The organism is Catalinimonas locisalis, from assembly GCF_038039535.1.
GTDB lineage: Bacteria > Bacteroidota > Bacteroidia > Cytophagales > Cyclobacteriaceae > Catalinimonas.
This window is the reverse complement of the sequence record NZ_JBBPHP010000008.1, coordinates 57108-81521: the sequence shown is the minus strand read 5'-3', so window position 1 is coordinate 81521 and position 24414 is coordinate 57108. Positions and strand designations below refer to the sequence as shown.

The 24414-nt window shown below is 40.7% G+C and carries 21 protein-coding genes; 14 read left to right on the top strand and 7 right to left on the bottom strand.

What is annotated here, in order from left to right; translation table 11 throughout:
* Positions 1-189 precede the first annotated feature (189 nt).
* The 5 genes from WJR50_RS12685 to WJR50_RS12665 all read right to left on the bottom strand — a co-directional run bounded on the left by WJR50_RS12685 (position 190) and on the right by WJR50_RS12665 (position 5806).
* Positions 190-1353 carry an alpha/beta hydrolase-fold protein gene (locus tag WJR50_RS12685; RefSeq protein WP_341293655.1) on the bottom strand — a complete coding sequence of 388 codons (1164 nt, stop codon included), beginning with the start codon at positions 1351-1353 and terminating at the stop codon, positions 190-192.
* Positions 1354-1497: 144 nt separating this feature from the next.
* Positions 1498-2721 (bottom strand): permease, encoded by a 1224-nt coding sequence (locus WJR50_RS12680; protein ID WP_341293654.1) that lies wholly within the window; start codon positions 2719-2721, stop codon positions 1498-1500.
* 146 nt (positions 2722-2867) lie between these two features.
* A complete protein-coding gene (locus WJR50_RS12675; protein ID WP_341293653.1) occupies positions 2868-4583 on the bottom strand; it encodes a GMC oxidoreductase in 1716 nt (571 codons plus the stop codon).
* Between the two features lie 75 nt (positions 4584-4658).
* A complete protein-coding gene (locus WJR50_RS12670; protein ID WP_341293652.1) occupies positions 4659-5456 on the bottom strand; it encodes a PhzF family protein in 798 nt (265 codons plus the stop codon).
* Positions 5457-5467: 11 nt separating this feature from the next.
* The gene (locus WJR50_RS12665; protein ID WP_341293651.1) at positions 5468-5806 is read right to left on the bottom strand and encodes an avidin-fold protein; all 339 of its coding nucleotides are present in this window, start codon (positions 5804-5806) and stop codon (positions 5468-5470) included.
* A 98-nt stretch (positions 5807-5904) separates the two neighbouring features.
* Between WJR50_RS12665 and WJR50_RS12660 the strand changes: the two genes are divergently transcribed.
* From WJR50_RS12660 to WJR50_RS12650, 3 genes are all read left to right on the top strand, one after another.
* Complete coding sequence (locus WJR50_RS12660; RefSeq protein ID WP_341293650.1) at positions 5905-6813, top strand: AEC family transporter; 909 nt, start codon at positions 5905-5907, stop codon at positions 6811-6813.
* 211 nt (positions 6814-7024) lie between these two features.
* Positions 7025-7312 carry a hypothetical protein gene (locus WJR50_RS12655; RefSeq protein ID WP_341293649.1) on the top strand — a complete coding sequence of 96 codons (288 nt, stop codon included), beginning with the start codon at positions 7025-7027 and terminating at the stop codon, positions 7310-7312.
* 10 nt (positions 7313-7322) lie between these two features.
* Positions 7323-7805 (top strand): CYTH domain-containing protein, encoded by a 483-nt coding sequence (locus WJR50_RS12650; RefSeq protein WP_341293648.1) that lies wholly within the window; start codon positions 7323-7325, stop codon positions 7803-7805.
* Here WJR50_RS12650 and WJR50_RS12645 read toward each other — a convergent pair.
* On the bottom strand, positions 7802-8074 hold the full coding sequence (locus WJR50_RS12645; protein WP_341293647.1) for a hypothetical protein: 273 nt from the start codon (positions 8072-8074) through the stop codon (positions 7802-7804). The two genes, WJR50_RS12650 and WJR50_RS12645, sit on opposite strands and share 4 nt — an antisense overlap.
* 207 nt (positions 8075-8281) lie before the next feature.
* On the opposite strand from WJR50_RS12645, the gene WJR50_RS12640 reads away from it, so the two are divergent.
* From WJR50_RS12640 to WJR50_RS12590, 11 genes are all read left to right on the top strand, one after another.
* Positions 8282-10450, top strand: coding sequence for a TonB-dependent receptor (locus tag WJR50_RS12640; RefSeq protein WP_341293646.1), 2169 nt, complete (start codon positions 8282-8284; stop codon positions 10448-10450).
* A gap of 12 nt (positions 10451-10462) precedes the next feature.
* Complete coding sequence (locus tag WJR50_RS12635) at positions 10463-10888, top strand: DUF2141 domain-containing protein (protein WP_341293645.1); 426 nt, start codon at positions 10463-10465, stop codon at positions 10886-10888.
* A gap of 11 nt (positions 10889-10899) precedes the next feature.
* Positions 10900-11547, top strand: coding sequence for a hypothetical protein (locus tag WJR50_RS12630; protein WP_341293644.1), 648 nt, complete (start codon positions 10900-10902; stop codon positions 11545-11547).
* 220 nt (positions 11548-11767) lie between these two features.
* A complete protein-coding gene (locus WJR50_RS12625) occupies positions 11768-12403 on the top strand; it encodes a T9SS type A sorting domain-containing protein (protein ID WP_341293643.1) in 636 nt (211 codons plus the stop codon).
* 157 nt (positions 12404-12560) lie between these two features.
* A complete protein-coding gene (locus WJR50_RS12620) occupies positions 12561-13619 on the top strand; it encodes a sensor histidine kinase (RefSeq protein WP_341293642.1) in 1059 nt (352 codons plus the stop codon).
* Positions 13616-14377, top strand: a complete 762-nt coding sequence (locus WJR50_RS12615) for a LytR/AlgR family response regulator transcription factor (RefSeq protein WP_341293641.1) — start codon at positions 13616-13618, stop codon at positions 14375-14377. The genes WJR50_RS12620 and WJR50_RS12615 overlap by 4 nt, the downstream gene beginning before the upstream one ends.
* 785 nt (positions 14378-15162) lie before the next feature.
* On the top strand, positions 15163-16179 hold the full coding sequence (locus tag WJR50_RS12610) for a hypothetical protein (protein WP_341293640.1): 1017 nt from the start codon (positions 15163-15165) through the stop codon (positions 16177-16179).
* Positions 16172-16981 carry a hypothetical protein gene (locus tag WJR50_RS12605; protein WP_341293639.1) on the top strand — a complete coding sequence of 270 codons (810 nt, stop codon included), beginning with the start codon at positions 16172-16174 and terminating at the stop codon, positions 16979-16981. Before WJR50_RS12610 ends, WJR50_RS12605 begins: the two co-directional genes overlap by 8 nt.
* Positions 16981-18165, top strand: a complete 1185-nt coding sequence (locus tag WJR50_RS12600; RefSeq protein ID WP_341293638.1) for a hypothetical protein — start codon at positions 16981-16983, stop codon at positions 18163-18165. Before WJR50_RS12605 ends, WJR50_RS12600 begins: the two co-directional genes overlap by 1 nt.
* Positions 18166-18209: 44 nt before the next feature.
* Positions 18210-19397 (top strand): phage tail-like protein, encoded by a 1188-nt coding sequence (locus tag WJR50_RS12595; RefSeq protein ID WP_341293637.1) that lies wholly within the window; start codon positions 18210-18212, stop codon positions 19395-19397.
* Between the two features lie 93 nt (positions 19398-19490).
* The gene (locus WJR50_RS12590) at positions 19491-22709 is read left to right on the top strand and encodes a cadherin-like domain-containing protein (protein ID WP_341293636.1); all 3219 of its coding nucleotides are present in this window, start codon (positions 19491-19493) and stop codon (positions 22707-22709) included.
* 9 nt (positions 22710-22718) lie between these two features.
* Here the strand turns inward: WJR50_RS12590 and WJR50_RS12585 are convergent, their stop codons facing one another.
* A complete protein-coding gene (locus WJR50_RS12585; protein ID WP_341293635.1) occupies positions 22719-24251 on the bottom strand; it encodes a serine/threonine-protein kinase in 1533 nt (510 codons plus the stop codon).
* Positions 24252-24414: the final 163 nt, after the last annotated feature.

The window sequence follows — 24414 nt, the reverse complement described above, 5'->3', positions numbered from 1 at the left end:
TTCGTTTAAAAAATCAAATTAAAAAATACAGTAATTCTTAAGGAAATAAGCATGCCAATCGCACAAAGCTATACCCAACACCCTTTTTATCAGCGACTTATAAAAGATGTTTTTCTTAGAAGCAAAAAATTATCATTGTGTATAAACTTTAGAACACCTACCCAAACTGAGGTTTTGTTCTACAAAACCTCAAATCTCTTCTAATGAGCGAATAGCTCTTCTGATACCTTCACTTCCTGGATTACACTTCAGCGCTTCTTTGTAAGCCTGCAAAGCCAAATCATTTTCTGCATTGGCATGATAAGCTTCAGCAAGGCTCTGGAAGGTGATGAAAGATTCGGGATAATACTGGGTATTCAATTCAAAAATGGCAATTGCCTCAGTAAGCTTTTCCTCCTGTTGCAATAAAAAATGTCCTACCTGATTGAGCAGCTTTCCCGGAGGAAGAATAGCGGCATCCATTCTTTCAGCAAACTGTTCATAATGATATTGAATGTCAGCAACACTGCTTTCAGCGATGGTGTGCAATGGAAATTGGTAATCTTCAAAAATAAATTCCAGGCCATGAATCATGCTAATCATAGATACTGAAAAATGATCTTCATCTTCATAAAAACGGTAAGCGTCTCTGAGTCTGGGAGAAGCATTGCTCTCTAGCGACCGCACAAAGGATTGTAAAGCTTCACCACGGGTTCCAGTGGATTTGCCCGGATTAAAGGGATTATTTGCCTGTGCCAGGAAGAACGAAGTATGAAAAGAAGTGTCCTTCTGCAGGAGGCTTTGTCCTTTTGCCATTTCATCTTCATAGCGATGTAGGCTGGGATCAATGGCCAGATAAGCGTCAAAACTGCTATGCTTAAAAAAAGCCTCCACGGTAAACAGTCCTGCCAGCGAATGACCTACCAGTACCCAATAAGGTAATGTGCGATATTCATGATCTATTCTGGGGAGCAGTTCTTCTTCCAAAAAGCGAAGGAAGTCTGTACTTCCTCCTTCAGAAGCATTTTCCTCTGCCGAAGAAGATGAAGGCGTCATATCACGGTTACGGTCTGTATTCCTGACCGCTACAACAATCATTTCGGGAATCTTTTCGGTAGTTCCGGCACTCATAGAACCGACGATTCCAGTAGTAATATGAATGTGCGCATCTCCATCCAGTAGCACCAAGACCGGATATTGTTTATTGACATAAAAGTCATCTCCCACATAAGAATTTGGCAGCTTCAAGTAGAAACTTCTTTCCTCACCCAGCACTTCCGAATACAACTGATACTCCTCTCCAATCACAAACTCAGAGGGCTGAGCATATCCTATGAGCGGAAAGCAACTAAGTAAAATAATAAGACTCCTCATAGCATGGGGGTTAGGACTGAGGCTTGTTTAGGTGGTAAGTGTTTAATCATCTTCTAAACAAGTTAAGCTATTTTTGCTTTTCAAACCATCCTAATCCTTCCCATGAGAAGCCTTCATCGGCAAATCATATTCTTGATGTATCTTTTACAGCACAAAAAACTTTACGACCAAACCTCCTAAAAGCCATACATAAGAAACAAAAGCAAGGTATTTAAGCACAGTTTCTACCGCTCCTTTATCAGCCATTTCGTGATGGTGATGATGTCCGTTTTTATCTTTTTTACCAAAAGCCAGCCAGGCGAAAATTCCTGAAATAATCAGGAAAGCGAGATTAAGAAAGAAAGTATAGTCAATCTTAAAATGTGACTGGTCCGCCATGTTTTTACCACCAGACTCTGGCAGTAAGTCAAAAGCACTGAAGCCGTAATGCAGGAGCAGAGAAGTAGCGATAAGAGCAGTAAAAAGCAGAAAGAGAATATAAAACGACATCTTCCAGCCATAATATTTGGCATTGATCCTCAGAACCGGAAACACCACCAGATCGCTGAAGATAAAGGCCATGATACCGGCAAAGCTAACGCCATTGCTGTAAAGTAAAGAGGCCAAGGGAATGTTGCCCATAGAACCGATAAAGGTACAGAAGGCAGCTACCGGACCCACTACAGCATGTTCCAGCAGGGTAAAAAAGCTGTAAGATGCATTTTCTTGTCCGGTTCCGATAAACAGGGTTTCAAAAAAACTTGAAGGAACAAATGCTGCGATAATTCCCGCCAGTGTAAAACCTACCGTTACATCTTTCCACACCATATTCCATTCCATGAAATATTGCATACTTACTCTTTTCCAACCAGTCACTGAGGTGGCTTGCTTTTTCCAGTCAGTCTTCTCAGCATGTGATTCACCATCATCTCCCAGGCGCTCTCGTGCATTTTTGATAAGCTTTTTAGGATTGGTAATCCTTACCAACATCCAGGAAATAAGAATTAACAATATGCCCCCGATGTACTCACCCACTACAAACTGCCAGGCCAGAAAGATGGAGATGATGATTCCCAGTTCAATCACCAAATTGGTGGAAGCTAATAAGAAAGCAATAGAAGGCACAAAACCTGCTCCCTTCTTGAACAATGATTTGGTAGTTGCCAGAGCGGCGAAACTGCATGAGCTGCTGATAAAGCCAAAAAATGTCCCTAAAAAGACTGCTTTACTGTCAGCCTGTCCCATGCTTTTTTTCATACGCTCCTGGGTGACAAACACCTGTATCATGCTGCTTACCGCATAGCCCAGTACAAATGCCCAGAATGCCATCCAGAAGAAGCCCAGGGAAGTCATAGCAGCCTTGGCATACTGCTCAAAAAATGAATCCATCAATGCAAAATTAAAGAATGCAAAAAAATAAATACGCTATTCTTTCGCTCTAACACTGCTTCACACAATTTGTTCGGCTCTTCTATACTAAAATCAAGCCATTAAGTGAGTGTTTTAGCAGGCATACTTTGCCAGAAGCAAAGGCATCATAGGTTGCTTTTTTTCATTTCATCCATCGCATAATTCGCTGCCCGGGCCGTAAGAGCCATAAAGGTAAGCGAAGGGTTTTGATTACCTACTGAAGTCATACAGGCACCATCGGTTACAAACACATTCTGGCAGGTGTGCAATTGGTTCCATTGATTAAGTAGTGATGTTTTAGGATCTCTGCCCATTCTTACTCCACCCATTTCATGAATATCCAGGCCGGGAGCCTGCTTACTATCCATGGTTCTAATATTCTTGCAGCCCGACTTATCTAACATCTCTGCCCCCTGTTCCAGAAAGTCCTGCAATACTTTCTCATCATTATCATCATAGCCGATAGAAGTAACTAATTGCGGCATATCGTAAGGATCTTTTTGATCTTCGCTGAGACGTACGTGATTTTCTTCTTTGGGTACGGTTTCGCCCTGCATCATCATGTATACCTGCCAGTCGCCGGGCTGACTGAGTGCATCTTTCCATTCTCCGCCAAAACGGGTTTCTTCTGCCATACCCCGCTGCCACCCCTGGCGTGAGGCACTGAAAGCTACCATATAACCCCGCAGGAAGTCAGTATCCTGCTGGAAGACGTTACGGAAAGATGGCATAAAAGCAGTGGTAGGTCTACGGCCGTAATAATATTGATCCTCAAAACCTTCGTAACTGGCCAGCATGCTACCCCTATAATTATGAAAAGCTACATACTTACCCATCAATCCATTATCATTACCTAAGCCATTAGGGAAACGCTTGGAAGTAGAGTTAAGCAGCAGTAGATTGGAATTGAGTGCCGCGGCATTCACAAAAATGATTCTGGCGTAATACTCCACCATCTCTTTGGTTTGTGCATCAATTACTCTCACACCCACTGCTTTCCCTTTGTCCTCATCGTAAATAATGGAATGTACTACAGAATCAGGCCTTAAGGTCAGATTACCGGTTTTGGCAGCCCAGGGAATGGTAGATGAATTAGAACTAAAATATGCGCCAAACGGACAACCACGATAACAAAGGTGACGGGCCTGGCACTTGCCTCTGCCCTGCTGGATATGAATTTCCTGCGGCTCAGTAAGGTGCGCACAGCGCCCGATAATCACATGACGGTCAGCATATTGTTCCTTTACTCGCTGCTGAATATGTTTCTCTACACAGTTCAGGTCAAAAGGAGGAAGTACCTCACTATCGGGAAGGTTAGGGATGTTATCACGATTACCGCTGATGCCTACAAATTTTTCTACATGGGAGTACCAGGGGTCCAGATCGTTGTAGCGAATTGGCCAGTCTACTGCAAAGCCATCCCGGGCAGGAGCTTCAAACTCATAGTTGCTCCATCGTTGAGTTTGTCTTGCCCAGATTAGGGACTTCCCTCCTACCTGATAGCCTCTGATCCAGTCAAAAGGCTTTTCCTGCACATAAGGATGCTCCTTGTCTTTGACAAAAAAGTGCTCAGTAGCTTCTTCAAAAGCATAGCAACGGTCTACGATAGGGTTTTCTTTGGCAAACTCAGGCGTAAATCTACCTCGGTGAGGAATCTCCCAGGGAAACTTATTCGTGGTTGGATAATCCTTTACATGCTCTACCTGCCGGCCTCTCTCCAGGACCAAAGTTTTCACTCCTTTTTCACAAAGTTCCTTAGCAGCCCAGCCTCCACTGACTCCCGAACCGATGACGATAGCATCATAGGTCATATCCTTTTTAGCGTCTCCCTGTATATACATAGATCAATTTTTTTAGCGGATAAATCTAATAAGCATTCTTCAGCAATACCAACAATATATTCTGAGAATATATCCCTAAGGGATGAACAATTCACCCTGCATGACAGCTACTGCTTTTCCTTTGAGTTTTACACGTTCCCCTAAATACTCTAGTTCCAGATCTCCACCCCGTGTAGACGCCTGATAGGCTTTCAAAGTTTTTTTGCCCAACTGCTCTGCCCAGTATGGGGCCAATGTACAGTGAGCAGAGCCTGTAACTGGGTCCTCATTGATGCCACAGGCTGGAGCAAAAAAGCGAGAAATAATGTCATAATCAGGATTGGTAGACTTTGCACTTACGATGATGCCTCGGCAGTCTATCTCTAACATGTGGTTAAAATCCGGCTTCAGCTTCAATACATCTTCATCATTTTCCAGGATCACCAGGTAATCATAAGCGTTTTTGCCCAGAAATCTAATTCCAGCATCAAATAATGACTTAATCTCTTCATGATCTACAAGTTGTGCGGGAGTAGCCGGAAAGTCAAGTACAATCTTATCACCCTCTTTACTGGCTCTGAGCTCCCCACTCAAAGTTTCAAACACAGCTACTTCATCGGGTGCCAGTAAGCCATGATCCCAAAGCATAAAAGCGCTCGCCAGCGTAGCATGTCCGCATAGTTCTACCTCACTGGCAGGTGTAAACCACCGAAGATGAAACCCATGCCCTTTCTTAACAAGAAATGCAGTTTCGGATAAATTCATTTCAGCGGCAATTTGCTGCATCAGGCTATCTTCCAAAGGCTCGGAAGTGATACAAACGGCAGCCGGATTCCCACCAAAAAGCTTGTCCGTAAATGCATCAATCTGGGTAATTATGATTGGCTCCTTCATGCTTTAGTAAGTTATAATTCTTCTATAATAGACGTACCTTTTGCCTGGTCGCCACTAGTCCACTGCCACTGTTCGTGCAACCACAACTTACCATCAACTAGTTCGGGAGTAGAGAGACATTTTCCTGTTTTAAACGCATTGTCTGTACTCAGGTGCTGATAACGTATCTCTAACTTTCCACTATCCTGCCATCGTCCGATGATATTTCCCTGCCTTATCGTTCCTCCGCTGTAGGTTGCCCATACCAAATCACCCTCCTGATAGTAATGGAAAAGTGTTTCGTTACCAACATCTCCGTGGGCATCATTAGATAAGGAGCGAAAACGTTTGTTATTAAGATCGTATTGCATAAACTTAGCATGTGTTGAAACAATAATAACATATTTTACCTAAGCCTAATAACTTTGTTCAACAAAAGCTGAGACTAGTTACACATAGTTAATTTTCAATGCTAAGATTTTTAGAAGCTTTACTACCCATCTTTGGGGTGGTAGTACTTGGACAAATTTTTTACAGAAACAACTTTCCCGGGAAAGCTTTCTGGCCGTTGGCCGATCGGCTTACCTACTATGTTTTACTTCCCGCCTTACTGGTTAGTAAGATTGCTGAAGCCAAGCTTAACGATACTGGCATTTTACCTATGGCAGGATTGCTCGTACTGGCTACCAGTCTACTTGCACTTCTACTGGTGCTGATACAGTTTATTTTTAAAATCTCTCCTGCACGTTTTACCTCTGTCTTTCAGGGGAGCATCAGACCTAATACTTACGTGGGGCTGGCAGCTGCCAGTGCACTCTATCATGAACAAGGGCTGGCACTTACCGCGATCGCTATTGCAGGAGTCGTACCATTAGTCAATGTGCTCAGCGTAGGGGCCTTTGTCATTTATATCCCTCAGGCAAATCGGAACTGGCAGCAGCTCACGAAAACTTTCATAACCAACCCTCTCATCCTTGCCTGCCTCCTGGGTATAGTACTTAACCTGACCGGTCTGCCGGAAACTGGGATTGAGCTCCTGAAAATCTTCAGCCGTGCCGCATTACCCCTGGGTCTGCTTTCAGTTGGTGCGGGGCTTAACTTTAAAGCCTTGCGGGCCTCTATGTTTGCCATTAGTCTGACCGCAACTCTCAAGTTAATAGCATTACCTTCTTTAGTCATGTTGCTTTTCTATCTGAGCGGAATTAGTGGAGTAAGCAGAGAGGTAGCACTTATTTATGCTGCGGTGCCTGGGGCGATTTCGTCTTATATTCTTTCCCGGCAGCTAGGAGGAGATAGTGAACTCATGGCTGGAATTATCACCATGGAAACTTTTCTGGCTATGTTCAGCATACCTTCTATGTTGTGGCTCTTCACCTAAAATATTAACTATATAAAGGGCATTCATAATTATTTCCTGTTTTTTGATAAATCTTGCTTTTAAAGAGAATTATTAAACCGAATACATTATCTTGACGTTTAAATAGTTATTTCAGCACTGTAATTTTTAGATTAATCAACCAAAAAAGGGTAAGTGTTTTAATCCCCCTCCGAGGAATATAATTTTATATTTACATTCAAGTTTTAATGCGATGCACCTTAGCGAATCTGATGTGGCTAATTATCTGATCAATAATGACTACTTCTACAAAATAGAAGAGCTGGCTGAGGTGCGCAATGTTAACGCACAAATCATCATAGAAGACATTTACGATCAGCTGAACCATAATATTGGTTCTTATTACCAATTGTCTAAGCAGTATATGACGCATCACTGCTCCAGCACTTATTTTCTATCGCTGGCCAGCAGAATTTTGGATATGTTTTATGCCAAAGAAATAGAGGGCACCGCACGGGGCTTTCCTATGCCAGGCAATTAATTTTTTGTGTATGGCGAAGGAGATTGAGAGAAAATTTTTAGTCAAGAAACTTCCTGATTATATTACTACTCAATATCACGGTACTGATATTTTGCAGGGTTATATTACTGATAGTGCTTCCGGCCGTCAGGTAAGGGTTAGAAGCAAAGGGGATAAATATTATCTGACTGTAAAAGATCAGGGATTTCTGGAAAGAGAAGAGGTAGAAGTAGAATTATCAGAAGTACAGTTTCAGGCACTTTGGCCGCTCACCCAGGCCCGTAATCTTCGGAAAAAGCGTTTTGAAGTACCGCATGGCGAACTTACCATAGAGGTAGATGTATTCAAAGGTAAGCTTAGTGGATTAGTAATGGCTGAAGTAGAGTTTGAATCCGTTCAGCAAAGCAAGCAGTTGGAAATCCCTGCCTGGTTTAGCAAAGAAGTTACGCAGGATATACATTATACCAACAGTCATCTGGCCAGCAGCCAGCAAATTCCTGATGCTCGCCTTTAGATTTTTTGAGAAGATACGCTCTTAATATCTACCCGTTCGTACCAGTGTGAAAGCTTGGATACACTTTCATAAGACCTTATTTCTTTGACTCGGTCTCCCTGCATACCGTCGAAACTCACTTCAATAAAGATGACCCCATCGTAATATAGGCATATACCGTAGGTCTTGTACCGCTCACGCACTACCTGAAAATCAATCAACTTACAGTTTTCATAAATGTAGTTGATCTGTTCTTTGGGCTCCAACAAATTAAAATAATAACATTTCATAGACACAAATAAGCTAAACTCTCTTCTGAAGCACCATACAAATCCTTAGCATTCCTTACAATGTAGTAGTAGCGCCCATATGAATCTAAAAATCCTGCTGGTCAGCAGTAAGCTGCGATTCATCCTAAAAAACTGCCGTTTCAGCTTGTTAAATTACTATTCTCCAGACTTGCACATCACCTTTGTTATATACTCTAACCAAGGTTTATGAAAACGGTTATCATATTTTTAGTTTCTCAGGCATTTTTATACGCTAGTCAGGCACAAACAATTCTACAGGGCAATATTCAGAATCAACAGGGTGAAGTCCTCATGGGCGCAAATATCTATTTGCTGAACACTTATGATGGTACTTCCAGTGATTCGTTGGGATATTTTACTTTTAGCACAAATTCAAAGGGGGAACAAACCCTGGTCGTGAGTGCCATAGGATATAATTCTTATCAGCAACAGATTCAAATAGCTGATACCAACCTTACTTTTGATATCCAGCTTCATGAAAGTACCAGAGCCATGGAGGCGGTTACCATTACGGCAGGAGCCTTTGAGGCGGGAGAGCGAAACAAATCAGTAGTTCTGACTCCTCTGGATATTGTAACTACTGCCGGAGCACTGGGTGACATCAATGGTGCCTTGCAAACGCTACCCGGCACCCAAACCGTTGGCGAAGACGGCAGGCTGTTTATCAGGGGGGGAGAGGGGTATGAAACCCAGGTATTTATTGATGGCATGCAGGCGCAAACTCCTTATAATGCCAGCGTACCCAACTTACCTACCCGGGGCCGCTTCTCCCCTTTTCTATTCAAGGGCACTACTTTCAGTACCGGAGGCTACTCAGCGGAATATGGACAGGCATTATCTTCAGCGCTAATTCTAGATACACATGACAAGCCCGAACAAACCCAGACAGATATTTCACTGATGACAGTGGGCGCAGACTTAACCCATCAGCATGCCTGGGAAAAAACTTCTATTGCAGCTAAGGCAGAGTATGTAAATCTCGCTCCTTATCAGCTCTTTATTCCACAGGGTATGGACATGTACAAAGCACCGGAGACTTTTGGTGCTTCGCTGGTTGGGGGTAAAAAAACTTCAGACACAGGCTTGCTCAAAGGCTATGTTAATTACAACGGTTCGGAACTAGGTATTCATCAGCATAATATTAATCACCTAAATCAACAGGATAGTATTTATCTGACCAATGATAACTTATATGCAAATCTCAATTACCGTGAGCTTATTGGAAAAAAATGGTCTGTACGTTCCGGATTCTCTTACACTTATGATCAACAGTACAGAAGTCTAAACACAGATAATATAAACGATGAAAATCAGTACTGGCATGCCAAAACAGTATTTACCTACGATTGGTCGGACCAGTTGGCAATCCGCATGGGTTCAGAACATATGTTTCAACAAACAAAACAGCACTTAAGCCAGGAAGTCTCTGCTGAGTCCCGACTTATGACACTCAGACAAAACTTAAGCGCAACCTTCGTGGAGAGTGATATATACCTGAGTTCTCGTTTTGTGATTCGCCCAGGCCTTAGATACACCTATTCAGCTCTTCAAAATAAACACATTGTTTCTCCACGATACTCCATGGCGTATAAAACAGGAAAAGAAAGTCAGGTTTCCTGGGCTTATGGCCAGTATTATCAGCAACCTACCACTCAATGGCTTTTGCTGAACTCACAGCTTGGCTCCGCAAGGGCAGACCATTATATACTCAATTATCAGTTTGTTCGTCAGCGTAAAACTTTCAGAATTGAAGGATATCATAAGCAATATGACCAATTGATTAAATACGAAATAAATTCAAACGGAAAGCCTGTCAACCTGGATAATAAGGGAGAAGGTTATGCCCGGGGTATTGATATTTTCTGGCGAGATCGTAAGTCTATACCTAATGGAGATTACTGGATTTCCTACTCTTTGCTGGACACCGAGCGTGACTATCTGAATTATCCCCAAGCGGCGATGCCCGGTTTTGCCTCACGGCATAATTTCTCCGCGGTATACAAGCATTTTATTTCTGACATAAGGACACAAGTGGGAGGAAGTTATCAGTGGGCGAGCAATCGTCCTTACCACGACCCTAATCAGGATGATTTTCAGGCAGGAAGGACACCAGCCTACCACAACCTAAGCTTGAATGCCGCATTTCTGTACAGGCAAAATATCATCTTCTATACCTCAGTAAGTAATGTGCTGGGTACTAATAATATTTTTGGTTATGAATACGCCGACCAGGCAGGTACAGATGGCAGATTTGCGCGGCAGGCAATCATTCCGCCAGCACCCAGATTTTTCTTTGTAGGCGTATTCATTACGCTTACCAAAGAGCAAAAAGCCAATCAATTAGATCAACTATAAACCACTATAAAAATGATGATTTCCCTTATTTTATCCGTTTTGTTTAGTCTTTTTTCAGAAGAGCCAGTTCATCTCAGTGCTGAATATACCCTGAGCGTTACTGTCGACGACATTAGCTTAGCCGAAGGTACTCTACTGGTAGATATATTTGATAAAGCTGATCACTTTCTTGAAACCCCGTTTCGCTCCACAACAGTCAAAGTGGATACTACCGGAAGCATAGAAGTAAGCTTTGAGAAGCTTCCACAGGGAACTTATGCCGTATCTGTAATCCATGACCATAACGATAATGGAGAACTTGATATGAATGCGGTAGGCATCCCTACAGAAGGCTATGGTTTTTCTAAAGATGCAATGGGCATGTTTGGTCCTCCGTCTTTTGAAAAAGCTCAAATCAACATAGAGCAATCACAAAATATACATATTCACTTACGCTAAAATTAATACTTATGAAACTGTTCACTCTCATTATCGGTACAATGCTTGCTTTTTCTCTTTGTCTCAAAGCAGAAAATGGCTATCAAGAAGCTATGAAAAAAGGTATTGCTGAACTTGAAAACGCCGACAGTCCGGAAGCTATGAATCGCTCAGCCAATTTTTTTGAACGGATTGCTGCTACTGAAAGTAATCAATGGTTACCTGCCTACTATGCTGCTTACGCAAGAATTAACCTGGGAGCCATGGAAGGTTCTGATGAACAACTGGATCTCGCACAGGCTCATTTGGATAAGATCGCGGCTCAGGAGCATGAAAAATCTGAAGTAGTGGCTTTACAGGGGTACCTTTACACGATAAGAGTTGCGCTTGATCCGGCTAATCGCGGTCCGCAACTGGCACCTCAGGCGATACAAACATTATCAGAAGCAGTACAGATGAACCCCAAAAATCCACGGGCGCTTATGCTGCTGGCTCAGATGCAGTACGGCACTGCTCAGTTTTTTAAAAGTGATACTCAGGAAGCTTGCCAGATGGTTGATCAGGCGGTCCTCTTGTTTGAGAAAACTCAACCTTCTGATGCTTTGTGGCCAAACTGGGGAAAAAACACAGCGGAAAATATACAACAGCAATGTGCCAACACAGATGCACATAAGAAATAAAAGAATAAAAATGTTTGCAAAATTTTATTCTGTTTCTTAAAAAATTGCGAATAAAGCGCCGAATACAATGCTGAGGATTTAGTTTAAAATATAATTATTTAAAAAATACATATTAACATTAAATTGATAAATGATTATTATATAACTATTCCGCAACAGACGCGTAATTCTGATTACCAAATATTATTTGGTGAAGATAACATTAACCAAAAATCAGATTATGTCAGTCAGTATTGTAAGACCAATTAGAACGCTTAGTATCTTGGCATTGGTAGCCATTGTAACTATGACTAGTTCAGCATTTACCAACCCTTTTGATGAAGCGCAGATTCAACTTCAGGCTATTGAATCAGGTAAAAAAGCCATTGTAAAAGTATGGAACCTGCCCGAGACACATTCAGCAAGCCTTAAAGTGCTGAACGCAGCAGGTAAGCTTGTCTATAAAGAAAATTTCAATGGTGCAGCCTATGCCAAGAAGTTTGACTTCTCTCAATTGCCTGCCGGGAACTATAAAGTACTACTCCAGAGCGGAACATACACCCAGAGCGAAACATTTGAGGTAAATGAAAATGGTAGTATCAAACTCATGGAAGACAAGTATGCCAGTAAAGGCTTTAAACCTTTTGTGAAAGTTCGTGAAGGCAGCAAAGTTGATTTGTTGATAGAAAACCGTTTTGCCAAGGCGATGGATATCACGCTAAAAAATCAGAAGGGAGAAGTTGCCTATCAGAAACAAATTGCTCCTGAAGGTAAATATGCTCACCGATTAAACCTCAACCGATTACCGAAAGATAACTATGTGCTAAGCGTAGCAGGTGATGGTTTTGAATATACTCAGGAGATCAGCTTATTTTAGTAGCAAGTAGTTTTTGTAAGATTGAAAAGCCTGGTAATTGCCGGGCTTTTTGCTTTTCAAGCCCTCTATTTACGACTCATCCTGGCTTTTCAACGATTCGGCAATTTTTCTTAGCTTACCTGTGACAAAGGCCTCATCTTTGGAAACCTTGAAATATATGTACAGCATAAATTTTCCACAGCTCCGTTTTCGTAAGCTTGCAAGAGAACTTGGAATTAACCTGGCCATAGCCATTCTCATTGTATTTTTCTTGGCTCCTGAAAAGTTTTTTTCTTTAGAAACACTCATTGATAGCTGGGATGATATTCTATACTCCTTTATTCTTACATTAGGTCTAGGTTTAGGTAATGAGCGCCTAAATAATGTTTTGGACAAACACTTTAGTTGGATACACTTTCCGGTAAAGAGACTGATAATCAATGTGATAGTATTATTATTCTATTCATTTTTGTTTTCTCTAATCACCATCTATCTGTTCGTCAATATACGCTTCAGGGAAAGTGCTTCCAGCGTCACCTGGGCTGAGTATGTATCATACACTTACATTCCATTAGGCATAGCGGTAGTCATCACAATATTCCTTACCAGCCGCGGATTCCTGATGGGATGGCGTCAGAGCGTAATAGAATCAGAACAACTTAAAAGAGCACATATCGCTTCTCAATATGAATCTTTAAAAAATCAGATCAACCCTCATTTTCTTTTTAATAGTCTGAATGCTTTAAGCAACCTGGTTTATGAAGACCAGGATCAGGCAGCACGCTTTATTCATAAGCTTTCAGAGATCTACCGATACGTATTGGATACCCAGGACAAAGAGGTAGTCCCTTTGAGTGAAGAAGTAGCCTTTGTTCGCTCCTGCATTTTTTTGCACCAAATCCGTTTTGAAGACAACCTCAGGATTGATATGCAACTAGCTGAAGATAAAAACCTTATGATCCCTCCCCTTTCCTTGCAGATGTTATTTGAAAACGCCATCAAACATAATGAAATATCCAGGGAGTATCCTTTGCACATCTGTATTAAAAGCACATCTGATTATGTCATAGTAAAAAATAATTTACAGAGGAAGCAGCAGCATGAATACTCTTTAGGATTGGGCTTGCAAAATATCAAGTCGCGTTACGAACATCTAAGCGGACGTCCTATTGAAGTGCTGGAAGAAGAGCTATATTTTACAGTAAAACTACCTCTCCTCAAATTTTCAGAGATATGAAAATACTGATCATTGAAGACGAGAAAGCAGCTGCCAAACGGTTAATTTCGCTAATACAACAACTTGATGCCAGGGCTGAAATTCTGGATGTATTAGACACCGTAAAATTATCAGTTCATTGGTTGAAAGAACAGCCAAATCCAGACCTGGTCTTTATGGACATCCAGTTAGCAGACGGACTGAGTTTTGATATTTTTGAGCAGTATGCCCTCAGTGTTCCTGTCGTATTCACCACTGCCTACGATCAGTATGCAATCAAAGCATTTAAGGTAAACAGTGTAGATTATCTGCTTAAACCGATAGCTTTAGAAGAGTTAAAAGATGCTCTAGCAAAGTTTAAGCATCATTATTCTCCTCAGCCATCTGCCCAGATTGACTTTCGCCAGATTCAACAAACCATGAAAGCGCTGACACAGGAATACAAAAGTCGTTTCGTGGTAAAGGTAGGGGAACATATCAAAGCAATTGATGTAAAAGACGTTCATTATTTCTGTAGTCGGGAAAAGATGACTTATACGTACACCATTGACGGAAGGCATTACATTATTGATTACTCCTTGGATCAGTTGGAAAACAGCCTTAATCCCAAAGTATTCTTTAGAATTAGTCGAAAATATATTGTCAGTGTACAAGCCATAGCAGATATTGTCACTTACTCCAGTAGTCGCTTAAGGTTGATACTTAAGCAATCAGATGACAAAGACATACTGGTAAGCAGGGAAAGGGTGGCAGGATTCAAGGCATGGCTTGACCAATAAGTTTTACCCTAACAGAGCCAGCAGGTTTTCCACACTGGGTAATAATTACCCAGCCGATGTAGAATAAAGTTCATACACTTTGTGCAGATTAGCCCTTTTAGAGGGTTTTGGCACGCTGGCAACAAGTTTGACTATATAAGGGTGAAGTAAAGGTTAATAGTTGAGCTTAATTTTTTAAACTAGGTAATTGATATTTTTTCACATCTAAGCTCTTCTAATGAGGTTTACATGAGGCTAGCGAAAGCGGTACGGAGTTTTCTGTACCGCTTTTTTTTATTTTTTAGTATTCAATAGTATTTAACAGACTTTATTTCAGAACTGAAAAATACCTTAATATGAGCTGTAAATTTATATGATAAAATAAGACAGCCCACTAGTTCTAGTCTAAAAAAAGCTTGGATTTAAGCGAAAATAGTACACATTAATATAAAGAGCAAAAAATTTTCTTGCAAAAAAACCATAAATGTAAACAAATCTATAATTATTTAAAACATACCGCAACAGCTTTGTTAATATTACATATATTTTTCCTTTTATTAAAAAAATCATATCCTACATTCATACCTAAAAATTACTTCAAAAATATTAAATAGAAGGCAACAGCATAAAAATACTCACTAGTGGGTATTGACTTTTTGACAATAAGAAATTTAAGCAGGAATAAGTCTATCTAATCAATATTAATTTTAAATTTCCTATGAATAAAATTTCCTTTTTAGTTAATTATATGGCTTAACCTTACACAAAAGCATACCTTCTATGACATGCTAATTAAACTCAGGAAATTGTGCAAATTTATTTTAACCGTACAATTCATCTCTTCTTTGACTTTTGGTCAGACTAACCATGATATTGTCTATACAAAAGAGGGGACAAAAATAGAAGGTGCTATTAAGAGTATCAATGATTCCTACCTTACATTAGATAATGAAAATATCAACCTGGCAGATTTAGCCCTTGGCATCAAAGCAAATGGTGATGTGTTAACCATTAATTCAACTGATGACCAATACCGATGGATAAAAAATAGCGGCCAGAATTATCATAAAATCATTACCCTGAAAAAAGAAATATTTGCTGCCGAGAAAGTAGAGATTATCAACAATAAGATTGGGTTTCAGGATTATTTTAATGGTAGGTATTTTTTACTGGAAGCTTCTGAGGTAGCATTAATCATTTACAAAAACGGACTTCACAAGATGATCTCCGACCCCATTATCGCCAACCGCTGTTTAGCAGAAATAAAAGACCTGAACTCCTTCTCCAGTAGAGAGCCTTCTACTACCATTGAGCTTACGGCCGAAGAACAAGACTACTTTGCCAGACGAGCCCTCACCAAAACTCGTGCTTTTGGTGAATACCTGCGCATTTTATCAGATGCCAGTATGGATGAACTGGATCAATTTGATGCTGTAACTGAAGCTTTAAAGCTTTTTTATGATGAGGAACGTTTGGTTGAAGTCTCAAGTCTTAATCGTGAGGAACTAAAATTTTATAAGATTGGCGAGTATCTGAATCACATCAGAGCACTTTCTTATGCACGGGTAGAGCTGCTCTGGAATCAGGTAGCCTATGTGAATCAAATTAAAAAAGGGGATGATGGCGAATATCATGGGATTATTACTGTTGAACAGATTTTTAAAGGTTATAACAGCGACAATATTTTGGTATATCAGGATGTCACTCAAAAAAATATTGATATAGTCGTTAAGCCTCTTAAACAAATCATAGATGGTAAAGAGATCAGTAAATGGGATGTTTTCCTTTCAGACATAGGAGTAAAAAGCACATCCAATGATTAGAACGATGCTTATATTGATTGTTTTTGCCAATGTAGCGCTGGGGCAGGGAATGATACAGCAGTACGACCGGGAAAATTTTGCAATGCAGGTAAAGCAGATTGATGAGTTTATTGAAAGATTCAATAATACGGACTCAACCCTGGTGAAAAAATACCTGAAGGAGCAGTACGACCTTGAAGTCTCCCGAAAAGATCTGGTACTTAGTTTATTTGATCTACAGAGTAAAAATTGGGATCAACAACAGATCAAGCAGTTTCTGGAAGATGTAGTATATAGCAGTAAGCCTCCTTACCTCAGTTTCTATGATAGAAACTGGTATGCAAACGTGGAGTGTTCGGCTGATTACCAGGGACAAGCGATCTCGTTTGAATTAGTAATGTCTACCGTTACAAATCCTAAAAAAGGTACAGTAAACTGGGTAATCAGAAGTTTGAACGCTTCAGATATTGACTTTTGCGGAAGTTTTGATTTTAACACCTTATTACCCCCTAATGGACATGGAACAAACTTCCTGGAGCTGAGAAGGATGTTTACCAACCCAAAAAATTATTATGACCATACACAGCCTGAAGAAAATTTAATGAATCAGATGTTACAAATGGCTGCTCAGGGTGACTTAGAGTTTTTAGGGGTGAAGAACATTGCTTACCATTTCCTACAGTTGGATCGTTGGATTATCCGAGTGGAAGAAATAGAACAAAGTAATACTGATACCATCAGTGGATGGCTGATTCGTGCATTAATTCAGGCAAATGAAGAAGAAAAAGAAAAATACTTATACAACCATCTATACATAAAGTAATGATGCGGAGAAAAACATATATCATTTTATGCTTATGCATTTTTGCTATCAATGCTGGCCTTTCAGCACAAGCCCTCACCGAATTTGATAAAAACCAGATCGTAAGGAGAGCGAGATTGAGAATCCAGGAATTTGAAGAGTTGTTACAGCTGATCTCTGACCCCACACGAAGCAGGGGAGCAATTGACCGTTATATAGTCAGCAGTTATTCAAGAAAAGACAGCCTTTTCAATCAGGTATTTTACGATGATCAGGTAATTATTGAGGATGACCTCACTCCTATTGACCTGACCCAGGATAATATAGAGGTATCTGCGCTGCCCGTAACTACTTATCTGAATAATTTTAAGCTTCAATATCAAAAATATTACGAAAAAACCATTTTTTTCACAGAGCTGGAATTCTCAGAGGTGCAAGAGGAAGACTTTATTTACGTTATAGCTAGTTACAATAGTGAGTTTAAGGGTAAACATGCCAGTTATAAAAATTACCAGTACAAACCTATCAGAAGGAAAGCCACACTACGAGCTGAGTATGACCTTACTGAAGATAGATGGAAGGTATGGATAGCCGGAGTAAATTACGATCGCACTCAGCCTCAGCTTCAGGCAACAGAAAACAATGCCGCCTCAGATAGACAGGATTCTTTAGCTATTACTGAAGAAGAAGTACTCATTCCCACCGATACAGTTCAAGAAAAGCAGGAACCAGTGCTTTCTCAGGTGCAGGAAGAAGAAGCCTCTTCAGAAGAAAAAATACCACAATTAGCTTTTACCTCTCGGCCACCTGCTGGCATAAAGAAAGGTGAAAATATAGCTTTCAACTGGAATACTCCGCTGAATGATGCCACGCTTACCCTCTACCAGGGAAATGATAAAATTGCGGATATCCGTCGTGGGCTGGATGGGCAGAAATGGAACTGGAAGGTTCAACAAAAGCCTGGAAAGAACTACAGTGTAACTTTATATGATCCGGCCACCGATAGAAAAGCTGAGAGCGGTCTATTCCGGATCAAGTCTCGCTTTCCTCTGGCATTGAAGATAGGAATACCCCTTGCAGCTGTAGGAATCATTGCAGTTATATCCAGTCAAGATAATGGCGGTGGTGGTGGAAATGGAGGAGGTGGAGAAACAGACTCTTCTAAAATTGACATTACACCCACAGTGCCTTCTGGTGGGAACTAAGCTTTTAAAAACTAATAAACACTATACCTCATAATACTTTAACCATGATAAGGATAGATTCAAATAGAAACGTTAATCATTGGAAAAGATTAACTTACTTATTTCTCACTTTCACTTTCTTTCCTTTGATACTGAGTGCGCAGAGTGTGGTCATCAGCGAAGAAAGCAATGCTAACCCAGCTGCTTCTGCGATTTTGGATGTACAGTCTACCGATCAGGGAGTGCTTGTCCCCCGCATGACACTTGCACAAAGAAATAACATTCCAAGCCCTTCCAATGGCTTGTTAATTTACCAAACTAACAGTACACCTGGATTTTATTTCTACAATGGGTCCGCATGGGAAGCGCTAAAAGGAGGAGGAGAATTCACAGAAACTGATCCACAGGTAGGGACGATTGCCAACAATTTTGTTCCCCGATGGAATGGAAGTGCATTAGTTTCCAGTAGTATACAGCAGGAAGATAATATCACTTTATTTGATAACGCTTTAATTACAAGTCAAGGAAGTGGACGTTTTAGTAGTTATATAAGAATCTATGATGAAACCGGAAGTATATCTGAGCCTGACTCAGACAAAGGAAGGTTTAATATCGCTCAAGATGGTTACGCATATATTTTCCTTGATGGTGCTGATAACCATCCTATCGTTAGGCTAGGATCAACTTATGATGTGTTTGACCCGGATAATCGCCAATACGGAGTAAATAGAGGCGGAGTATATGTTTTTAACGGTACTAGTAATGATGTTCCACCTCGTGCTGGAATGGAAGTAAACTCGTTGGGTCAAGGACGCATATTTGCTGATGTAAAATCATTCGTAGAAGACCATCCGCTGGACCCTTCTAAAGAAATTGTCTACGCCTGTGTAGAAGGCCCTGAAGCTGCAATGTACATGCGTGGCACCACAAAACTAGTAAATGGTAAAGCTACCATTAACCTTCCTGAACATTATAGGGTGCTGGCGGTAGAAAGCAGTATGACTGTACTGCTTACACCATTATCTGCCAGCTCAAATGGGCTGGCAGTTACCACCAAGGATTTGAAGGGTATCATAGTACAGGAGTTGATGAATGGTAGCGGTTCTTACGAATTTGACTGGGAGGTCAAGTGTGTTCGTAAAAACTTTGAAGACTATCAGGTCGTTCGCGAGAAAGGTAATACAAATGCTGCCTCGGGAAGTATTTATAAAAGTACTACGCCAGGTGGTGACCTTCAGGCAACGCCGGAATAATGATTCTACTATTTTGCTCCTATTTTTAGGCAAAGCTAACATAGTTCCTGGCCTAGACATTCATGAGTAGCGACTCTTACAACAAACATAAAAATGAAGCCTAAACATATAACTGTTCTGTGGATTTGCTGGTGTCTTACCTGTGCGACTGTAGTCTGTGGCCAAGGGATAACAGTAACAGGAGGGGCTAAACTACAACTAAAAGGAGCAGTACATTTAAAAGTAACAGGGGGAGAAGGAAATGTAGCTACGAATAATAATGGTGATATCAATTTAGAAGCACAGAGTATCTTATCGCTAAGTGGCAATTTAAATTTTAACGGAACCAACACTCAACTGCTGGGTAGCCTGCTGATTGTAGGTAATCAGTCACAGTCAATTTCGGCAAACGAGGAAATTACGGTTAATAATCTCAATATGAATAATAGTGCCGGACTAATCCTGCAAACCCCTGTATTGGTCATGGGTAGCCTGACACTTTCCAATGGAATAATCACTACTAACACTGATAATATTCTGACACTTAGTGAAAGAGGTAGTTTTGGAGGGGGGGGGGAGAGCAGCTATGTAAATGGAGCGTTAGCAATCAATTCAGCAGCATCCTCTAGCGAGCACAGTTTTAGCTTTCCGATAGGGAACGGCACTACTTATAAACCCATTACCCTCTCTTTCTCTCAAACGAATGCCAGCAGTACAACATATACTGCACAAATGAATACTACTGGTATCCCTAACCTTGATTTTCCTGTAGGACTGGAAGGCGTATCTCCTAGCAGGTACTGGCAGATATCTAATGGAGGGGTAAGCAACTTTACAGATGCAGTCATTACACTTCCAGTCTCTCCGGATGATGGCGTTGATGTAGCTACTAACGTAAGAATCGCTAAGTCCAATGGGTCAGTATGGCAAAACCTGGGAGGAACAGCCACAGCTATTCCGGGTACTATAAGTTCTACAGAGGCTTTTGCTACTCTGGGAAATTTTATCATTGCAAGTTTAGAAATAGTCATTCCTCCTCCTACAATTGCTACAAATGATGGAATTATTGTCAATCAGGGTGAATCCGCAATCGTCAGCCAAACTGTATTAGAACTCACCGACCAAAACAGTGGGCCTGAGGGGATTATTTTTACTTTAATCACCCCACCTGTCAATGGTACTTTACAAAAAGATGCACAAGCATTAGCAGCCAACGAAACTTTTACACAAGCCGATATCAATGCTGACATCATCACTTATGTGCATGCAGGAGGAGATAACAGCAGTGATTCCTTTACCTTCTCAGCATACAATGAAGCAGGAGGGACAATCTCAGAAACTCCCGTAGCTATTACTATTTCACTACCCAATATTCCCATTGCCGACGCCGGACCTGATCAAACAGTAACCGATGATGATGATAATGGTAATGAGGATATAACTTTGGATGGATCTGCTTCCTTAAATGCAACCAACTATACCTGGGAGTGGGATGGCGGCAGCACTACAGGAGTAAACCCGACAATAACGCTCCCTTTGGGAAGGACTACGATTACCTTAACGGTGAGCAATGAGCAAGGAAATGATGATAGTGATGAGGTAATCGTTACCGTAAATGCATTTGTAGATCCAGGTGAAGACTTAGCTCCACCCCAGATTGTAAGTGCAAGCTTTAATAATCCTGCATCTCATGACCAATCCGGCAGTTTACAACTAGAAATTGACGCAACAGATGACATAGGGATTACCAGCTACACTTTTATATATGCCGGACTCACAAAGACTACTGCAGATACACAGGAAGCAGAACTTTCTCTTTCTGGAGACACCTACTCTGCCTCTCTCACTCCTGCCCAGCTTTCTACACTAAATGATTCTCTTGGCATCTGGTACAATTTTACTTTCACAGATGCTGCAGGTAAAACTTCAGACACTACAGGAGTAACTTACTGGAGTTACAATCAAAATGCATTTAATAGCTCAAACAATGCAGTTGACTGGCATCAGATAGGAGAACAGTCTTCTGAACAACTTACTATTTCAGATTTTAACATCATAGCTTTTCCCTTTGAAGCACAAAGGGTAAACACAGTCATTGAAGAACTCAGCCAACCTAACGATAGTGTATGGCGACTCTTTAGGCACATCGCTGGCAATAATAATGAAGGTTTCAAAGAATTTGGCTCCAGTGACTTTTCTACAGCTAGCAATTTCTCACCGGGCCAAGCCTATTTCATGATCTTAAGAAACAGAAGCGGTATTAACTTCGGAGGGCAGGTAGCCGAAATGACAATTCAAGATGAAGCCACACTTTTTCCCATTGCACATGAGCTCAATCTTAAAGAAGGGTGGAACCTGATTGGCAACCCTTTCCTCTTTGACATAAGTTGGGAAAGTGTAGCGAATGACCCGCTGAACAGTAGCATCAAAGATCAGCTCATGCAGCTTAACCGCCTGACGAATACCGAGGACGATTACATATTATCCAGTGAGCTCAACAGTTTTGAAGGCGCCTTTCTGAACTGGCCGGGTGCCGACGACCAGAAAATATATATTTCTCCTTCTGCCAGAAAAAATAACGCTACAAACCGAACAGAAGCAATAGAGAGTAAAGGTTGGGAACTGCCAATTGTCCTAGAACAAAGACATTTAAAAAGTACTCGTGCTGGCGTGGGCATGCACCCTGAAGCCAAAGAGGGTATGGATTGGTATGATGCTCTACAGGTTCCCAAGCTACAGGGACAAGCTGAATTTATTATAGAAGACTTAACCTATAATTATAATCGTTCAGTAGTACCCCAACTACCAACTTACTTATGGAATGCACGAGTAGCAGGAGCAAATACGGGCGAAGAAATCAAACTGAGCTGGGAAAGTCAGCTTTTAAGTGATTTACCTAAGGGGCTATATCTCTGGGATGAAACCAATATTCGCCTGATTGATATGCAGGAGCAAAGCTTCTATTCCTTCCTTGTCCCTGAGTATGGTAAACTTCCTCTACAAATCTATTACGGCAGTAAAAACGAGCTTTTTGAAAATTTAAATATACAGCGACTCATTGTAGGTCAGCCTTTCCCTAATCCTGCAATGGATAGGATAAAACTACCCTTGACCATTCCCGAAGGAAAGCCGGATATCCAAAATGTATATGTCACTATCTACAACAGTCAGGGGCAAGAGATTAGCAATTCTGCTTTTAACCCACTGGCAACAGGGTATTACGAAATGGAAATATATTTACCTGAACATGCCAGCAGTGGACTATATCATTATATGCTGAAAGTAGACGGTAAAGAGAGTAATACTTTTCACGGAAGAATTATTAAACGATAATTCAAACGACTAAAACTTTTTTATTGAGAGCGAAGTAATCTTTCTGCCTCTTAATTTTGTTTGTAGTGTGTCTATTTCCCATTCACGTGCTTCTATACCTGAGGTATTTACTACAAACCTCATGAATTCTTCAACATTTTTTTCATCTATACTGTCATTCATGCTGACCAAAACAGTTGCCTCTTTATCCGTAAAGTATTCAGTGATATAATTATTGATTCGGCTTAACCTGAGATTTGTATTGATAAATTCATTATCCAGAGATTTAATTTCTCTTAACACGTCATCATAGAGCTCACTTTTATTAGCATTGGAAAAGCCCTGTTTTACAGGTGCTGATTCCAGCAAATTTTCTGACACTGAATCAATCTTTATTGAAGTATCAGCTTTTACTACTTTCTGTCCGGATTCTTCATTTGGCAATCTGTTTTCTCCCACAAGTTGCAGAGAGTCATCATTTATTGTGTTCAGTTCCTTGGCCTTAATAGGAGCATTGTCAGTACCATTTTCCTGTAGCACTGAAGCCTCAACTTCTCCCTTATCTCTTTCTTCAGGCATTAGAAAAAACCATGCTCCAAAAGCCAGTAATACCAACATTACTATCGCCGCAGCAACCCAGATATTATTGTTTTTTCTCTCCTCAGATATCGGAGTCTGCAATATATCAAGGAGCTCCAGACTACTTTGCACCCTTTTTTTGGCATCTTTTATAAGACACTTAAGAATCATTTTTCTGTAGGGCTCAGGTACCTCCTTAATTTCAGAGGGTAGAGGGTTATGTAAAACATTATGCATAATCTCCATAGGGCTTTGGGAGGTATTTCTGTCACCAAAAGGAGATTTATCGGTAAATACCTCAGTAAGAATTACTCCAAATGACCACAGGTCTACATTGGTAGTTATCTGCTGATTGATACCGTATTTTTTAGGATCAAACTGTTCGGGTGCCATATACTCCATCTTCCCCACAAGCTCTGAAGATACCTTTTTTTGTCCCATGTTGAGGGTTTTCATATCTATTTCCTTTGATATGCCAAAATCTGCAATCTTGGGTATCCAGGTATCGCGCTCCTTTACCATAAGGATATTATCAGGCGAAAGATCACGGTGAATCACCCTTTTTTCGGTGTGTAAGTAATGTAGTCCCTGAAGGATTTCTTTAATCACTTCTTTAAACTCTTCTTTGGAAGGAGATGACTTCAGAAAGTCCTGCAGATTACCTGCATTGGCATATTCAAGAATCCCTACCTGTACATCTTCAGTTATACCGAAGCTATTGGTAAACCTGACAATACGTGCATCATGTACCCTGATGATATTTTTATGCGTGAACTTGCGAGAGTTTCGCATCTCACTTATAATGTCATATTTCTGGGCATCAGTATTTGTATAAAATTTGAGTGCGACAGTTTCCTCAAATTGACGATCAAAGGCCTTATAAACTTTAGCAAAGCCTCCCTCTCCCAGGAGGTTGGTATGGTCGTAAACAAACCTTCTCCTAAAGTCCTGTTCAGAGATGACTACTTTTTCACCCTCCTGCATAGTGTATAATTCAGTATCTGAGATTGAATGATGTTGCTATATGAGCAGCAATTAAATTTAACATTATTTATTGTAATTGTTAAATGTTCGGTCCAGTCTAAAGGAGGAATTTCATTAAAATTTTAATATATTGAACTACATTTAGTCCTTAGCCTATCACATT

Excerpts from the sequence above, each read along its gene's own strand:
- WJR50_RS12685 (WP_341293655.1), bottom strand. The coding sequence starts at position 1,353 with ATGAGGAGTCTTATTATTTTACTTAGTTGCTTTCCGCTCATAGGATAT.
- WJR50_RS12680 (WP_341293654.1), bottom strand. The coding sequence starts at position 2,721 with ATGGATTCATTTTTTGAGCAGTATGCCAAGGCTGCTATGACTTCCCTG.
- WJR50_RS12675 (WP_341293653.1), bottom strand. The coding sequence starts at position 4,583 with ATGTATATACAGGGAGACGCTAAAAAGGATATGACCTATGATGCTATC.
- WJR50_RS12670 (WP_341293652.1), bottom strand. The coding sequence starts at position 5,456 with ATGAAGGAGCCAATCATAATTACCCAGATTGATGCATTTACGGACAAG.
- WJR50_RS12665 (WP_341293651.1), bottom strand. The coding sequence starts at position 5,806 with ATGCAATACGATCTTAATAACAAACGTTTTCGCTCCTTATCTAATGAT.
- WJR50_RS12660 (WP_341293650.1), top strand. The coding sequence starts at position 5,905 with ATGCTAAGATTTTTAGAAGCTTTACTACCCATCTTTGGGGTGGTAGTA.
- WJR50_RS12655 (WP_341293649.1), top strand. The coding sequence starts at position 7,025 with ATGCACCTTAGCGAATCTGATGTGGCTAATTATCTGATCAATAATGAC.
- WJR50_RS12650 (WP_341293648.1), top strand. The coding sequence starts at position 7,323 with ATGGCGAAGGAGATTGAGAGAAAATTTTTAGTCAAGAAACTTCCTGAT.
- WJR50_RS12645 (WP_341293647.1), bottom strand. The coding sequence starts at position 8,074 with ATGAAATGTTATTATTTTAATTTGTTGGAGCCCAAAGAACAGATCAAC.
- WJR50_RS12640 (WP_341293646.1), top strand. The coding sequence starts at position 8,282 with ATGAAAACGGTTATCATATTTTTAGTTTCTCAGGCATTTTTATACGCT.
- WJR50_RS12635 (WP_341293645.1), top strand. The coding sequence starts at position 10,463 with ATGATGATTTCCCTTATTTTATCCGTTTTGTTTAGTCTTTTTTCAGAA.
- WJR50_RS12630 (WP_341293644.1), top strand. The coding sequence starts at position 10,900 with ATGAAACTGTTCACTCTCATTATCGGTACAATGCTTGCTTTTTCTCTT.
- WJR50_RS12625 (WP_341293643.1), top strand. The coding sequence starts at position 11,768 with ATGTCAGTCAGTATTGTAAGACCAATTAGAACGCTTAGTATCTTGGCA.
- WJR50_RS12620 (WP_341293642.1), top strand. The coding sequence starts at position 12,561 with ATGTACAGCATAAATTTTCCACAGCTCCGTTTTCGTAAGCTTGCAAGA.
- WJR50_RS12615 (WP_341293641.1), top strand. The coding sequence starts at position 13,616 with ATGAAAATACTGATCATTGAAGACGAGAAAGCAGCTGCCAAACGGTTA.
- WJR50_RS12605 (WP_341293639.1), top strand. The coding sequence starts at position 16,172 with ATGATTAGAACGATGCTTATATTGATTGTTTTTGCCAATGTAGCGCTG.
- WJR50_RS12600 (WP_341293638.1), top strand. The coding sequence starts at position 16,981 with ATGATGCGGAGAAAAACATATATCATTTTATGCTTATGCATTTTTGCT.
- WJR50_RS12595 (WP_341293637.1), top strand. The coding sequence starts at position 18,210 with ATGATAAGGATAGATTCAAATAGAAACGTTAATCATTGGAAAAGATTA.
- WJR50_RS12590 (WP_341293636.1), top strand. The coding sequence starts at position 19,491 with ATGAAGCCTAAACATATAACTGTTCTGTGGATTTGCTGGTGTCTTACC.
- WJR50_RS12585 (WP_341293635.1), bottom strand. The coding sequence starts at position 24,251 with ATGCAGGAGGGTGAAAAAGTAGTCATCTCTGAACAGGACTTTAGGAGA.